Source organism: Nostoc sp., assembly GCF_036917655.1.
In the GTDB taxonomy this organism is placed as follows: domain Bacteria; phylum Cyanobacteriota; class Cyanobacteriia; order Cyanobacteriales; family Nostocaceae; genus Nostoc.
This window is the reverse complement of sequence record NZ_JBALCY010000085.1, coordinates 1-14,875: the sequence shown is the minus strand read 5'-3', so window position 1 is coordinate 14,875 and position 14,875 is coordinate 1. Positions and strand designations below refer to the sequence as shown.

General features: G+C 42.2%; 13 protein-coding genes and 1 pseudogene. 4 read left to right on the top strand and 10 right to left on the bottom strand.

The window, feature by feature from the left end:
- Positions 1-150: 150 nt before the first annotated feature.
- From V7K30_RS31990 to ftsZ, 3 genes are all read left to right on the top strand, one after another.
- Positions 151-984, top strand: a complete 834-nt coding sequence (locus V7K30_RS31990) for a cell division protein FtsQ/DivIB (RefSeq protein ID WP_335006293.1) — start codon at positions 151-153, stop codon at positions 982-984.
- 725 nt (positions 985-1,709) lie between these two features.
- The gene (locus V7K30_RS31985) at positions 1,710-1,997 is read left to right on the top strand and encodes a hypothetical protein (protein ID WP_335006291.1); all 288 of its coding nucleotides are present in this window, start codon (positions 1,710-1,712) and stop codon (positions 1,995-1,997) included.
- 60 nt (positions 1,998-2,057) lie between these two features.
- Positions 2,058-3,377 carry a cell division protein FtsZ gene (gene ftsZ / locus V7K30_RS31980; protein WP_335006289.1) on the top strand — a complete coding sequence of 440 codons (1,320 nt, stop codon included), beginning with the start codon at positions 2,058-2,060 and terminating at the stop codon, positions 3,375-3,377.
- Between the two features lie 496 nt (positions 3,378-3,873).
- Here the strand turns inward: ftsZ and gshB are convergent, their stop codons facing one another.
- The 9 genes from gshB to crtW form a co-directional block, all read right to left on the bottom strand.
- Positions 3,874-4,848 carry a glutathione synthase gene (gene gshB / locus V7K30_RS31975; RefSeq protein WP_335006287.1) on the bottom strand — a complete coding sequence of 325 codons (975 nt, stop codon included), beginning with the start codon at positions 4,846-4,848 and terminating at the stop codon, positions 3,874-3,876.
- Between the two features lie 242 nt (positions 4,849-5,090).
- On the bottom strand, positions 5,091-5,363 hold the full coding sequence (gene grxC, locus V7K30_RS31970; RefSeq protein WP_190893995.1) for a glutaredoxin 3: 273 nt from the start codon (positions 5,361-5,363) through the stop codon (positions 5,091-5,093).
- 372 nt (positions 5,364-5,735) lie between these two features.
- Positions 5,736-7,481 carry a GTPase HflX gene (gene hflX, locus V7K30_RS31965; RefSeq protein WP_335006598.1) on the bottom strand — a complete coding sequence of 582 codons (1,746 nt, stop codon included), beginning with the start codon at positions 7,479-7,481 and terminating at the stop codon, positions 5,736-5,738.
- 435 nt (positions 7,482-7,916) lie between these two features.
- On the bottom strand, positions 7,917-8,282 hold the full coding sequence (locus V7K30_RS31960) for a type II toxin-antitoxin system PemK/MazF family toxin (protein ID WP_335006285.1): 366 nt from the start codon (positions 8,280-8,282) through the stop codon (positions 7,917-7,919).
- The gene (locus V7K30_RS31955) at positions 8,275-8,613 is read right to left on the bottom strand and encodes a DUF2281 domain-containing protein (protein WP_335006283.1); all 339 of its coding nucleotides are present in this window, start codon (positions 8,611-8,613) and stop codon (positions 8,275-8,277) included. Before V7K30_RS31955 ends, V7K30_RS31960 begins: the two co-directional genes overlap by 8 nt.
- A gap of 140 nt (positions 8,614-8,753) precedes the next feature.
- Positions 8,754-10,316 carry a tetratricopeptide repeat protein gene (locus tag V7K30_RS31950; protein ID WP_335006281.1) on the bottom strand — a complete coding sequence of 521 codons (1,563 nt, stop codon included), beginning with the start codon at positions 10,314-10,316 and terminating at the stop codon, positions 8,754-8,756.
- A complete protein-coding gene (locus V7K30_RS31945) occupies positions 10,313-11,638 on the bottom strand; it encodes an ATP-binding protein (protein ID WP_335006279.1) in 1,326 nt (441 codons plus the stop codon). The genes V7K30_RS31950 and V7K30_RS31945 overlap by 4 nt, the downstream gene beginning before the upstream one ends.
- Before the next feature lie 49 nt (positions 11,639-11,687).
- On the bottom strand, positions 11,688-12,665 hold the full coding sequence (gene cofG / locus V7K30_RS31940) for a 7,8-didemethyl-8-hydroxy-5-deazariboflavin synthase subunit CofG (protein ID WP_335006277.1): 978 nt from the start codon (positions 12,663-12,665) through the stop codon (positions 11,688-11,690).
- 86 nt (positions 12,666-12,751) lie between these two features.
- The gene (gene crtW / locus V7K30_RS31935; RefSeq protein ID WP_335006275.1) at positions 12,752-13,513 is read right to left on the bottom strand and encodes a beta-carotene ketolase CrtW; all 762 of its coding nucleotides are present in this window, start codon (positions 13,511-13,513) and stop codon (positions 12,752-12,754) included.
- A 407-nt stretch (positions 13,514-13,920) separates the two neighbouring features.
- Between crtW and V7K30_RS31930 the strand changes: the two are divergent.
- A pseudogene (locus tag V7K30_RS31930) lies at positions 13,921-14,196 on the top strand (oxidoreductase); the annotation flags it as partial.
- Between the two features lie 79 nt (positions 14,197-14,275).
- On the opposite strand, the gene V7K30_RS31925 reads toward V7K30_RS31930, so the two are convergent.
- A complete protein-coding gene (locus V7K30_RS31925) occupies positions 14,276-14,722 on the bottom strand; it encodes an SRPBCC family protein (RefSeq protein WP_335006274.1) in 447 nt (148 codons plus the stop codon).
- Between the last annotated feature and the right edge of the window lie 153 nt (positions 14,723-14,875).

Genomic DNA, 14,875 nt, shown 5'->3' with positions numbered 1-14,875 from the left:
GCCACGTTCATTATGTAGTTACTGTAAAGTGTTACTAAAAATAAAAAAAGTCTTGAGGAGAGCGGCTAACAGATGCCGACAGTGTTTACTGAGATTAATGAAGATACAAGCGCGTCAAGGAATTTGGACTGTAATCAGAAAGGGGTTTGAATGGCAGGCATAATATCAGTTTCCCGCACGGATCTAGCCCAGCGTCGGAAAAAATTACGTCGGCAGCGGCAGATGAGAATTATTCAGGCTATTTGGCGAACTTTTGCCATTACTGGTTTGGCGAGTGGATTGCTATGGGTGGCAGTCCAGCCAGTGTGGGTGCTAAAAACTCCCAAACAAATTGTGATGAAATCAGGCAATCAATTACTGTCAGATGAAACAACTCAGTCACTTTTGGTGCTATCTTACCCCCAATCTTTGTGGCGAATTGAACCGGCAGCGATCGCTAACTCTTTGAAGAAACAACCAACCATTGCCCAAGCGATCGTGAAACGCCGCCTCTTTCCTCCTGGATTAATCATCGAAATTCAAGAACGAGTCCCTGTAGCGGTGACTCAAACACCTGGGAACAAAAAAGTAACAATCGGCTTACTAGATGCAAGTGGGGTCTGGATGCCTTTAGAAAAATACACATCACTGAATCCCACAAAGAAATTACCCAATCTCAGAGTAATTGGATTGCCAAAACAATACTGCCTCTACTGGACTCAACTTCATCAAGCTGTCAGCCAAAGTCCCGTGAAAGTGATGGAAATTAATTGTCAAAATCCAACGAATTTAATTTTGAAAACAGAACTAGGAAATGTGCATCTCGGCGTTCCAGGTCCTCAGTTATCTGAACAAATTAAGGTACTCGCCCAAATGCGCCATTTAGCAGCAAAACTCAATTCCGGTGAAATAGAGTATATTGATCTGAAAAATCCAGAATTTCCCTTAGTACAAATGAACCAAAAAGACCTAAAATTAACTCCCAAAATCCCTAAAAACATCTAGCGTGTTTAATATATTGATAGCTCCTAGTAAATTAAGAAGCTTTATGCTGATAAATAAATTTATTATTTTCAGTTTTCTGGCAAACCGCACGAAAATCGGCATTAACTTCTAATTAAAATGAGAAGATCAATCATAAAATCTCCATTGCGAGTAAAACACTCTCAATTGTTACCCTAACATCTAATAGTAGGGTGCAAGATGTCGGACAATCTACTGATGGTCTATGGCGTGCAAAACGCCTTCTGCCCATATATTCTTTGACTAAACCCAGTGCGGAAAAGAGAAAAATGCTTGAGTTTTTTATTAAGATCAGACTCGCGAACAGAGGGCACTGATGAGAACGGTTTACGCCGCCATGCAAGTGCAGAGCCAAAAACGCTCTGGCTTTGGTCTGTCAAGGACACTTCCAAAGACAGTTTACCGATGTTTCAATCTGTAACGCTACCACCTAAAGTTGCGTAAGCATTGCTTCTGGGCAATAAGTTTGGACTACTCTGTGCCGTAATTCCTATTGGGTGATGAAACCTCTAGGGAAATCTTGATTTGTTGACAGCACTAGTGAGGGTTCTCGTAGGATAGACTATTGCTTTAACAAAGTGTCCATTAAGACGACCCAAACAACAAACTAATCAGGTATAGTCTGACAAGTAAATTCTTGCTTACTCTAACCTTAAGGATAAGTAAGTAGAAGGTAAATTTTGTGTATAAAGTTGCAATCATCCCCAATGGTGAAACCTATTAACAATATTATTATTGAGGCAGAGAAGATGCGCTGTAATGTGTCTTTACAAGTTATGTCCTTTGCTGAGAATAATCAAGAGATTAATGTCTGGTTGAAGTTATACAGGCCACTTTTAGATAAATGTAGGTATACTTCTCTAGAATTGGCTGTGCGATCGGCTGCCCTGAAAGCTTATCCCATAGCAAATTTTCGCACTGCCAATTCTGTTAGGCTTGGCAGTAGTGAAAACAATAAAGAACAGTCCCATAGTATTGTGGCACTGTCAAACTAAAGTTGACTCTGAGGTGAATAACACCTGAAAAAGTCGTTTATCTACCCTTTCACAAATCCAATGACACTTGATAATAACCAAGGACTTACCTATAAAAATTCCCAATCTGGGGGACAGCCGGGGTTCTCTCTGGCAGTTAACTCGACCAATCCCTTTAATAACTCTGGGCTGAACTTCGGACAAAATCACGATAATAAGAAGATTTCTGCGGAAAATAGCCGAATTGGCGAGATTGTTCCTGGTCGGGTTGCCAACATCAAAGTGATTGGTGTCGGTGGTGGTGGTGGCAATGCTGTTAACCGCATGATCGAGTCTGATGTCTCTGGGGTAGAGTTTTGGTCAATTAACACAGATGCCCAAGCTCTTACCTTAGCTGGCGCTCCAAGTAGACTGCAAATTGGACAGAAGCTAACGCGGGGTTTAGGAGCAGGTGGTAATCCTGCCATCGGTCAAAAGGCAGCCGAGGAATCACGGGATGAAATTGCTACAGCTTTAGAGGGGGCAGACTTAGTATTTATTACTGCTGGTATGGGCGGTGGTACTGGGACAGGTGCAGCTCCAATCGTGGCAGAAGTAGCCAAAGAAATGGGCGCTCTCACTGTTGGTGTAGTCACACGTCCATTTGTGTTTGAGGGCCGCCGCCGCACCAGCCAAGCGGAACAAGGTATTGAAGGACTAAAAAGTCGAGTAGACACACTGATCATTATCCCCAACAACAAACTGCTGGAAGTGATCCCCGAACAAACGCCTGTGCAAGAAGCTTTTCGCTATGCAGATGATGTGCTGCGTCAAGGGGTGCAAGGTATTTCTGATATCATCACGATCCCCGGTTTAGTAAACGTTGACTTTGCTGATGTCCGAGCTGTGATGGCAGATGCGGGATCGGCATTGATGGGAATTGGCGTGAGTTCTGGAAAATCTAGAGCCAGAGAAGCTGCGATCGCAGCTATTTCTTCGCCGTTACTAGAATGTTCTATTGAAGGCGCTAGAGGAGTTGTATTTAATATTACTGGTGGTACTGACCTCACATTGCATGAAGTGAATGCAGCCGCAGAAGCAATCTATGAAGTAGTTGATCCCAACGCCAATATTATTTTTGGGGCTGTAATTGATGACAGGCTCCAAGGTGAGGTAAGAATTACTGTAATTGCCACCGGATTTACAGGTGAAGTGCAAGCTGCGGTACAACAAAGCGTAGCTAACATTCGAGTAGCACCTAATACCTCGTCGAAGCGTCCAACAACACAGCAACCTACAGTTAATCCCCCAACCTCAACTCCAAGTTCAACTCCAACTCCAACTCCAATTCCAGAACCAAAAGAAAAACCGGGATTGGATATACCTGACTTCCTGAGAAACCGACGTACACCACGGAATTAAAAGATTTTGGATTTGAGATTTTAGATTAAATTAGCAGTCTCAGGTTAGGCTGAGTGCTGTATAAAATCTGCTAGTTCCAGGGTTTTACCAAAAGCAGGGGTAAGCAATCCGTTGCCATCCCTAATTTTGCCAATTCGTAAAGAAACTCGTTAATGCTACTTATAAAATGAACTTGGGCAGGAGTCTGCTGGCTCAGATGTCTAGCCATGCTTTTGTCACAAAAAAACTGGAAGACCTGCCCAATAAAGGATGCGACGCCGATAGCGTACCCCTTTGGGGAAGCAAGCTACGTGCAGCGTCTCGTAGAGAGCGTCACAACCCCTCGTAGACATCCCTACATCTACCCCCGCGATCCATTAAAATTATATTCCCTTTAAGTAAGTATATTTATTTAAAGGGAGTGATATGGAAAACTTGACCACGTAGTTGTCCGTCCGAACGAGGTCTGCTTCCGGGAGAATTAGGACACGAAGCAAAAAGAGAAGGTAAATGCAAATTATTTTTTGATTTTTAGAGTTTGTTCAATCCATTGAACAACTTGATAACCAAGGCGAGTACCATCTAGGCGATCAATCTCACGAATTCCGGTAGGACTGGTGACGTTAACTTCAGTCAGGCAGCCACCGATAACGTCAATACCCACAAAAATTAAGCCGTCTTGGCGTAAGCGTTCGGCTACTTGGGTACAGATTTCATGTTCTCTTGGGGTTATTTCAGTTTGAGCGACTGTGCCACCGGTTGCCATATTATTACGAAAATCAGTTTCGCTAGAGAGGCGATTGAGCGCACCAATCGGTTCGCCATTGAGCAGGATAATTCGCTTATCTCCTTCTTTTGCCTGCGGTAAATAGGTTTGCACCATTACAGGTACTCGACCTTGGAGGGTACTGAGTTCGACAATGGAGTTAAAATTGCGATCGCCTGATTGCAAAAACAAAATTCCTTCCCCAGCTTTGTTACCCAGTGGTTTGAGAACCGCAGCTCCCTTTGCTTCGACAAATTGCCGGATAAACTGCTTATCAGCACTGACAATGGTTTCTGGAATCGCTTTGGTAAACTGGAGGGCATACATTTTTTCATTTGCCCCTCGGATGCCACTGGGACTGTTAATCACCAGGGTTTTACTTTGGTCAATATAATCCAGAATGTAGGTGGCATAGAGGTAGGAATCATTGACTGGTGGATCTGTCCGCATAAATACGGCGTCCATTGTCTCTAAAGAAGTTAAGGAGGAATCGCTCAACTTATACCAAGGATTCGCCGCTACCCAGCGTCCCTCCACCAACTGCACTGGTACAAGTTCGACCCGCTGTAGGACAGCCCAAGCTTTGCTCTCCACCACACTCAGCAGATTTGCTTGAGTCACCCAGACTTCGTGTCCCAAGATTTGCGCTGCTTCCATCAGGGCAATGCTGGTATCATGACACGGGTCAAGCAGATGGATGGGATCAATGATAAAAGCCAGTTTCACCCTTTATACCTCAATCACCAAGAAATTAAATGGTTATTCAATTATTATCTCTTGATGCTCTCATCAATTGACGTACATCTGTACTGCTGAGTAGAACCTGGAGGGTAAAATCTTGTGCATAGACATCGGTTTTGTGGGGATAAAAGCCCGTAGATAAGGCGGCGCTTTGTTTTTCCAGAGTTGTAGCGACTGCCGTGTAATTTGCAGCGGCTTGTCGCTAGCGGGAGCAAAACCTTCTGAATCTAGACGCTATTGCTAGAAGTTAGTAGCTCATCCAGCTTGCCTTGACTGTCTAAAGCGTGGATATCATCACAACCACCAATATGATCATCATTGATGAAAATTTGCGGTAAAGAGCGCCGTCCATTTGCTCTTTGAGCCATTTTATTTCTGGCTGCCTCATCTCCATCAATGCTGTATTCGATAAATTCAACTCCCTTGTTCTTGAGCAAACTTTTGGCACGGATGCAAAACGGGCAAGTCCTCCAAGTGTAAATTTCTACTTTCGCAGCCATAATGTCCTCAACTTGATTTAATACTTCTTAATTTTAGAACTTTGCCACTGGCTCTAGCTGCTCTATACCGTTTTGACTTTATCCTCAGAAGTTTCAAAACCTTGTATCTGATAATATAGTGAACCAGTAAAGTCTTGATTCATACTCTGTGGTGGCGCAGGAGTGCGATCGCAAGCACACAGAAGCAGTCTACAGAAGCATACAGTTTTTATCACAATCGCTCAAACTATTACGGCAAAGGCTTTTTCAGTATATTTGTATAGGTAACTTCAGCTTAGTGGAGTAGAAATATGCTTTATCTTTAATAGCAAATGCCGTAATCAATAGAACTACGGCATTTTTAACTGAAATACAAAACTTTAATTTCAGTATTTAACCAGAGTCAACAGCATATTGAATCAGCTGGGCAAGGCGCTGACGTAGGGTTTCTAATCCCAAGCGCTGACTGGCAGAAATAAATACCGCTAGGGGAAATTCTTCTCTAGCTAAAGCTAGTGTCTCACTATTGGCTTGATCAATCTTGTTAAAAATAACTAGCGCCGGGCCAGGAGTTATTGGCATTTGCGCCAGGATTTCCCTAACAGAGCGAATATGACGCAACCAAGCGGGGTGAGACAAATCCACCAAATGTAACAGAGCATCGGCTTCTGTGACTTCCTCCAAGGTGGCGCGGAAGGCATCCATTAACGATGCAGGCAGTTCATGTATAAACCCTACCGTATCTGTAATCAGAATTTCCTGATGTTCATTTGTTTCGCCATGAGGTATTACCAGGCGGCGGGTGGTAGGATCGAGAGTGGCAAATAACTGGTCGGCTGTATAAACTTCTGCATTAGTGAGAGCATTCAGCAAAGTGGACTTACCAGCGTTGGTATATCCAACCAAAGCCACTGAGGGAACTTCTCGATGCTGCCGTCGCTGCCGTAACCGCGAACGATGGGCCTGCAACTGGTTCACTTCTTTTTGCAGTCGGGAAATGCGCTGCCCAATGGCACGCCGTTCAGTTTCCAGTTTTGTTTCACCAGGGCCACGAGTCCCAATACCACCACCCAATCGGGACATGGTGCGACCTCTACCAGCCAGTCGCGGCTGCATGTATTCTAGCTGTGCTAGTTCTACTTGCAACTTACCAGCACGGGACTGAGCGCGTTGGGCAAAGATATCCAAAATAACTTCGGTGCGGTCAACCACCCGGATACCAATTTGCATTTCTAAGTTGCGGACTTGGGAGGGTGAGAGGTCGCGGTCGAAGACGACGAGATTGACTCCTAGTGTTTGGGCAGTGAGGGCAATTTCTTGCACCTTACCTTCGCCAACTACTGTCTGGGGATGAACGCGCGATCGCTTTTGTTGTATTGTCTGTAATACATCTCCCCCAGCAGTATCAACTAAACGTGCCAATTCCACTAGGGTGTCTTGGAATTGTAGGGGAGTTATCTCACTGGTCATCACCCCGACAATTAGCACGCGATCGTGGTCAGCATCTACTTCCTGGGCGATAAATTCGCGCTGGAATTCCGCTTCCAGATTTTCCACCAAGTCTACTAAATCCTGCTCTGCCAGATCGTCCAAGTCCAGAGGTGGCGATATATTCCAACTTGGGGATTGGATTTGGCTTTCCTCTACCTTGAGAGCAGCAGGACTAGTAATCAGGGTGCGAGACTCTTGGGGTGTCAGATGAGCTAGATAAGCTTCTTTGACATACCCAGTCGCACCGCCTCCGCGCCGTGTAAATCCCGTTCCGGTAATGTTTAGGACAACTAGGGCATCTAAGCGTTGCAGTGCCATAGCCGTGAGCGCCGATTCGTTAGGCGGTTCTGGCTTCAGATGGGTGGCAATACAACGAATACCACTGAGTCGTTCTGCACCGTAACGGGGTAATTCCAGGGGTGGAATTTGCGTTTGACGCGGTGTGCCTACCCCGACGCGAATCACTTGTCCGCGACGGTTGATGTAGGCGCACACAGGCTGATTGACTTCTGTGCTAATTGCTGCCAGACGCTGGGAAAAGTCAGGCGTGGTGATGCGATCGCCTGGTATGCGCTGGTGATACAGCCGCTGTAGTTGCTTCAGCTGGCTGGACTTCAGACCTTGGAGATTTCCAAAAATAGTCTCTATAGGCGTTTATGACCAGTTAAATGGCCCCCCGAATCCTTATATGTATATTTTACAATAGGGTTTAAACTGCCATATCTATCTTTTGAGGGATGCGTCATAAAGTCCTTCGTCTTCTAGTGCGTAGCCGTTCAAAAAAGCGTCATGGTTGCGGGTGCTTTCGGGTTATTCTGCTTTTTGTTAGATGGTGATTACCCAGCGTCCTGTAGTTATATTTTTCAGTATTGATTCTGGGAGATTCAATTTCTCCCCTGGTTTTAGTTCAATTTCATAAGTCAGAGTAGTCAATTCATTTTGCATAACTGTTGGTTAGGATTTTCATAATGTTATTGTAATTATATTTAGGGGCGATCGCTTTTAATTTCAGTTGGTATTTTCAGTGGAAGTGCAAAGGCGATCGCTGCATCTGAATTGTATTTTTCTCAAAGATACTCTTTTTCAGTCGTTGGTTTCAGCAGCATAATCAATACAGATAATTAAACCATCTAGCAATTCTTGCATAACGGCTGTTGAAACTTTTCCTAAACATCGGACAAATCGCTCAGTTGTTACACTACGAACTTGCAAAACATTACCTGCTGAGTTTGAGTCTAAGCCATTTTCACTAGTTTGCTGGATAGGAATCATGAAAGGGCTATTTTGGAATTTAGGTTGCCATGTTGCCACAGGGATAATAATCCGCATTGGTATGGAACTCAACATATTAGAACTAATCACAACAGCAGGGCGAGTCTTCTGAATTTCTTGTCCTCTGGTTGGATCGAGTTGCACTAGCCAAATCTCGCCTTTTTTGGGATTAGTCATTTTCAATTTCCCAGTCTTCACCATCCAGAACGGCAAACTCTGTTAATTCTGGGTCATTCAAAAAATCTTCGGCTGTGGCGGCGATAAAAGGTTCTAGTATTTTGTGACGTTCTGCTACAGGTAGTCGGGCAATTTCTCGGAGAGATAGCCGTTTTTGCTGTTGGAGATTTGATGAGATACTATCATCTGAATCTTTACTGTCTAACTGCTTGCGATTTCCTGTTTTTTGAACAAGAAACTCAACAAAATCTAGGACTTCTTGTTGCTTATCATTCGAGAGAATTCGCAGATTATCTAATACTGCTTGTTCAATATTGATTGTTTCTGACATTTTATTTCTGTTCTTCAATATAGATTAACCTTTTGATTTATTATTCATAGGCATCGCTTTTAATTTTAGTTAATATTTTCAGTAAAAGTGGGAAGGCGATCGCTAAATTAATCGCTACACTAATTTAGTCTTTATAGCGGTTATTGAATTAAAGATTTAAAGCGCTCATCTTCCCGGATACCATCAAAATCTGAGTCACTTTTTGCCATTAATCGATATTTATCAGGACTTAAATTAATTGCTTCTTGCAGGTTTTCTAGTACCTGCTTGATATTACCTTGAAGTGCATAACAGCAAGCTTTATTGTACCAAGCTAGATGGAAATCTGATTTAAATTTCAATGCTTGGTCAATGGATTTGAGCGCTTCTTCGTAGCGTCCTAAATTACATAGTGCAGCGCCCCGTTTGTTCCAAGCCAAGTAGTAATTAGGTTTAAATTTTAGTGTTTTATCTAAGAATGCGATCGCTTCTTCATAACGTCCTAACTTTAATAGTGCAAAGCCTTGAGCGTGCCAAGCTTGGTAATTATCAGGTTCAAATTTCAGTACTTGGTTGTAGGATGTAATAGCTTCTTCATAGCGTCTTAAATTATCCAGCACAATGCCCCGGTTGTTCCAAGCTAGGTGGAAATCTGATTTAAATTTCAATGCTTGGTCAATAGATATGAGTGCTTCTTTGTAGCGTCCTAAATTTAATAGTGCATATCCCCGTTTGTTCCAAGCCAAGTAGAAATCAGGTTTAAATTTCAGTGTTTTATCTAAGGATACGAGCGCTTCTTGATAACGTCCTAACTTTAATAGTGCAAAGCCTTTGGTATGCCAAGCTTGGTAATAATCAGCTTTAAATTTTAATGCTTGATCTGAGGATGTAATTGCTTCTTCATAGCGTCCTAAATCCAATAGCACAAAGCCCCGACTGTTCCAAGCTTGGTGTAAATCAGGCTGAATTTTCAGTGCTTGGTCGTAGGATGCGATGGCCTGTTCATATTCCTCAGCAGCATATAGTAAATTTCCCAGTTCAAATAATAAACTTGCCTGACGATTCTCTATGTGATGTTTTTCTGTCAGTAAGTCTTTAATTTGCAGAACTTTCTCAATTTTTTGTTCGTGACTGAGTTTCAGATATTCCTTATAGCTTCCTTCCAACAGCAGACGATTTGATTCTTGTTCGACAACTTCTGGCGTGGTCTGTAATTCAAATACGCCAGAACGCCAATCAAAAAAATCTGGGGCGCGATGAATAAAATAGTTGATCGAAAATGAACGCAAAAGAAAAACAAAGCTAATTGGAAAATCATCTCTAAACCTTTCTCTTTGTTGGTTTAAGTGATTTAAAATATGCGGAACACTGGTTAAATTGCTAAATTGTCCTTCAGTAATTTCACCAAAACTTCTTTTTTCATACTTATATAATGAATATTCCAAACCTTTAATCAATAAAATATCAATTTGCTTGTCTTTAACAAACTCTGCTACTGGTTGATATAAATTATCTATTGCCTCGACAAAGCGCAAAACTTCAATCTTCTTCTGCGGAATCTCTTGGGGAAGTTTGACAATGAACTTGTCTGCTGCCCCAGGTGTACATTGCACAAAAAACAAACCAAATCCTGATTTACGCTTCAGTGCGCGAAGCAAGTCTTGATAAGCTTCTTCTGGTTCTGGGGGTAAATCATCATCCCAATCACTTAAATTTGGGTTCATGAAAGTTTTGCTACGGCTTCTTTAAATTCTGGAATTCCTTGAATCAATGGATGAATATCATACCAACGCTGCATCCCTCCATCATCATCCAAATAGCGGTATTCTAAAAGACAGCGATTATACATCAAACTCCGATACAGGTCATCATTAATAATGCGTTTAGAACAAGACACTTCGGCTAACAGACACCATTGATGATTTTCCACAGCGCGGCGATAAGTATCTCTGGCTTGAGTAACTGCTCGTCGCACCGCCTTTTCTGAAACAGGTAATTCTTCAGTGCGTCCAATGGCATCTTGAGTTAACAATAGCAAATTCCTCACATGACCTCCACTCATCAAACAAAGTCTGTCTAAGGTTTGGGGACTGTCAAAAATTTCCTTCTCTAGTGATAGTTCAGGTGCAATTTGCCGGACTCGCTTGTTAATTACTTCTTTAACTTTCTTGAGTCCTGGCTGATAAACGTCTCCCTTGAGAGTATTTACCATAATCATCGGCAAAATTTGGGGGTCGCCGTAGATATCTCTAAGGTCTGTTGCCCTTGTAGAATAGACCATTGAAATGGGGACAGTGTAAATCAAATGGCAATCTAAAGCTTGGAGTTGTTCGCTACGGTCTAAAAAGACTTCCTCATAGTTGGTGCGTTCTCCGTCTTTGACTAACACCATCCGGTCTAAGTTATCGACAATTACTGCCAGTTTATTATAGCCTTTAGGTAAGTGCTGTTTTGCATCCGCTAGGAACTCATTTAACACCTGAATTAAAGTGACGGTGTAGGGATCAATTTTTTGGCGAATCTTCTGGCGTAATTCAGGAACAGCTCTTAAATTTGCAGTTAACTTGGCGAATTGAGCAATTTGGGCTTCTACTGCGAGACTTTCAAACTCTATGGGAGTCAGCGCCAAATCTTTTAAATCTTCCCAACGACTTTTTAACCAGCCGAGTATCGGACTAGGACTAGCAATTTCTTTTAAATCTTTGAGCAAACGGCGGGTACAGGCGAGGAGTATATCTGTATATTGGGCATCTTCAGAATCGATATCTTCTTCATCAGCCGCAAAATACACAACATAAAATTGCCGATTTTCTAAATATTTTTTTAACTTGAGTAATTCTGTAGACTTCCCCGCACCCCGATGACCAGAATACAATTGGCAAGTATTTGTATCTGCCAATCGCATCCGATTTCCCAACTCTTGCTCAATATCCGCATCTCCGCGCACATCCTGACAATCTACATATTTTGGATCACCTGCGGGTAAGGGGTCAAACGGGTTAAAGGCGTTGTAGAGGTTTGAGAGTAAGTCAGTACTATTAACCATAGGTAAAAAATATAGCAATGATACTTATAATAATTGAGATTATAGAGAATTAAAAAGAAGTTGGGGTTAGAGTCTTTCGCCACTGTCTCACTGCTGTTTGCAACTCCCCCGACAACCAGCTATCAAATTGCGGATAAACTGGCGATCGCGGCACTAATTCCCACCCCGCAGGTTGTAAAATTTCTCTTAATGCCTGTTCCTGAACATGGGGATAATCGGGATTCACTTCATCTTTTGGCCCAATTCCGCCCAAATCTCGCGCACCAGCTTCGATACAAGCGAGTAACCATTGGTCATCTTTAACTAAATTTGGCGGAATTTGAATCGTAATATCTGGCGGTAAAATCTGACGCGCCCTGAAAATGACTTCTGGTAACTGATGGGGGTCAAAAGGTGGTGCATCAAAGGTTTGCTGATGTCCTGGACTATGAGGTTGCAAGATAACTTCTTGAATGTGATGATAACGTTGGTGCATGTCAGATATAGCTGTTAATGTTTCCCACCAATCATCTACAGTTTCTCCAATTCCCAACAGCAACCCAGTTGTAAACGGAATCTTTAACTCTCCCGCCCATTGCAATTGTTGCAAACGAACTTCTGGTAATTTACTCGGTGCGTGCCGATGTACACTATTTAACAATGTTGGCGTTAACTGTTCCAACATCAGCCCCATCGAAACATTCACACACTTGAGCTTTTGCATTTCCTCAAAACTCAGTGGCCCCGCATTTGTGTGCGGTAAAAACCCCATTGAAAGCGCTAATTCACACAAATCATAAATCCGCCCAAACCACGCCTCACGCCTTGACGAATGGGGATGCACTTCACCGCTGAGTATGAGGATTTCACAGACTTTTTCACTTTGAAGTGGTTTTAAAATATTGTCTGCATCTGAAAGACTCATCCAGGGACTTTTACCCGGTTCACTGCGAAAGTTGCAGTAGCTACAACGATTAAAGCACTCGTAAGTGGGAACGATTGTATAAGCAGGGCTATAGGTGACAAGACGAGAATTATTAATTGGCATAAGCAGGATAATCTAAAAGAATGCCTTGCTCAAACTATGTAGATTACCGTGTGACTCTTGTTGCTATTATATTAGATAAACAACAACTATTTTGCTTTGTAAATTTCTGGTAACTGCCACCAAGGAACATGGGGATACTCATGATGTTCCTCGTGATAGCCAAAATGATAGCACGTGATAAATGACCACCCAATTGGACGGTTAATCGTTTGGGAACAATGAGGCTGAATATAACCTCCTATAGGTTCGCTATGGGGTAAAAAAGTCCCAAAATAAAATAATTGTAATGAACTTAAAAGCGAGGGAATCACCCAAAAAAAAGTTAGATTATTACTTGGTATATGAAGTATGTATTTAGCAAAGTTATAAATAATAGTCAACGCAATTATTTGTCCCCAACTCCAGTAACCTTTCATAAAATGAAAATACCAGGCAAAGAAATTTTGGTGTTTCCCATTATGAAAATCTGGGTCTATTTTGCTTGCTGGATTGTGGTGGTGTAACCAATGTTTTTGCAATAATTTTTTATAGGGCAAAAGACCATAAAAAGATAAGGTTAATGTCCCAATAAGATGATTAATCTTGGGGTTCTGGGGAAACACTACCCCATGCATGGCATCATGAGATGTAATAAATAATCCGGTATATAAAAATGTTTGCCATAGTATAACAGGCGATAACATCCACATTTTTAACTTGGAGATGTCAAGGGAAAGTAATAAACTCAGGCTAATAACCCATACAGTAACAATGATAATAGCAATGAAAAGTCCCTTAAACTGAGATTTACTTTTCACTACTGAGGTCAGTTTTGTTTGATGACTGGGTGGTTGTTCTAATTGAATCACGCTTTTACTCCGCCTACCATTAAAGTGAAAATTCCTAAAATATAGTCACAACAAAAAGTACTAACCACCAGCCAAAAAACTCTTTTAGTGGTCAGTATTTCGCATTGGACAGTGCCAATACTTGAAAATGTTTATAAATATTAAGATACTTTAACTATTATTACACATACAAGCCTATACCAACAAATCTTTTAGGTTGAGAGGTTGGATAGCCTAAGTGATTACACGGTTAATAATAGTTATTATAAAAACTAGTATTTATCCTGTAGTACTTTCTAAACAGCCGAGGCTGGCGAAAAGGATGGTAATATAACATAATTAGCGGGAATAGGGTATGAAGTGGATTAATTCCCGCATTCCGCTGTAGCCGTTGAGATCCCAAATTAGGTAAGCGACAAAACCGACTTCCGAATTTGATTAAGAGTAGTTTGATGGAACGAGCAGTTCTTCGGGGTAAGGATGAGCAAGACGCTCAAAGTCGGCGCGAACAACTCGAAAATGTGTTTAAAAATCCTCTAGTTGAGAAACCTGAAGATGTGGCAAATGCTATCTGGGATGCAGTCAACAATAAGAAGCCGGAAGTAATGCTTGGTTCGGCGAATTTCTCCCAGGCTTTGTATCGGTTTTTTCCTGGTTTGATAAAGTGGATTTCCCGACAAGGCTTGAAGAATCAGGATAACTAATTTTTGCCAGATAAGTTAAAGGGCTGGAGCCGCTTACTAAAAGTGAATCATTCAGGAAAAAGGAATCACCATTAGCTTATCAAGACTCGCACTCCCGTTTAGTCACATAGTGGCGGTAGCGAAACATTGCTTCTAGTTGCACTTGCACTAACCAACCACTGACAAATTCAACTGTTCCTCCGCCAGGCATAGAGAAGGAAATAGCATCAGTCAGCCTAGTTTTGCCATCTTCCGGTTCAAATTCATGTCGATGTACCCAAGACTCAAAAGGGCCAGATATCTGTTCGTCGATAAACAGGCGATATTTTTCATATCCAGTATGACGCGCTAACCAAGTTAAGGGTAATGGGCCGAGAAACAAGCGAAATTCGGTGATAGCGCCCACGTTTAGCCCTCCCTCACGACGAACCACTTGGACTGGCTGCCAAGGTGGATTCAGTAGTTGCAAAATATCTGGCCTTTCGTGAAATTTCCAAACTACTTCTGGTGGGGCATTAATTACTGAGGAATGTTTAAAGTGCAGCATGGAAAGAAAAACCTAAAATTCAACTTTCGGATTCGGTATCAATCTCGATATCTAGGGTATCATTAGAACTCAGTGGAACTGTCACCAGTTTCACTGGTCTTCAAAACCGTGCATGAAAGTTTCCAATTCACACGGCTCCTCAGTGGTTTGGCG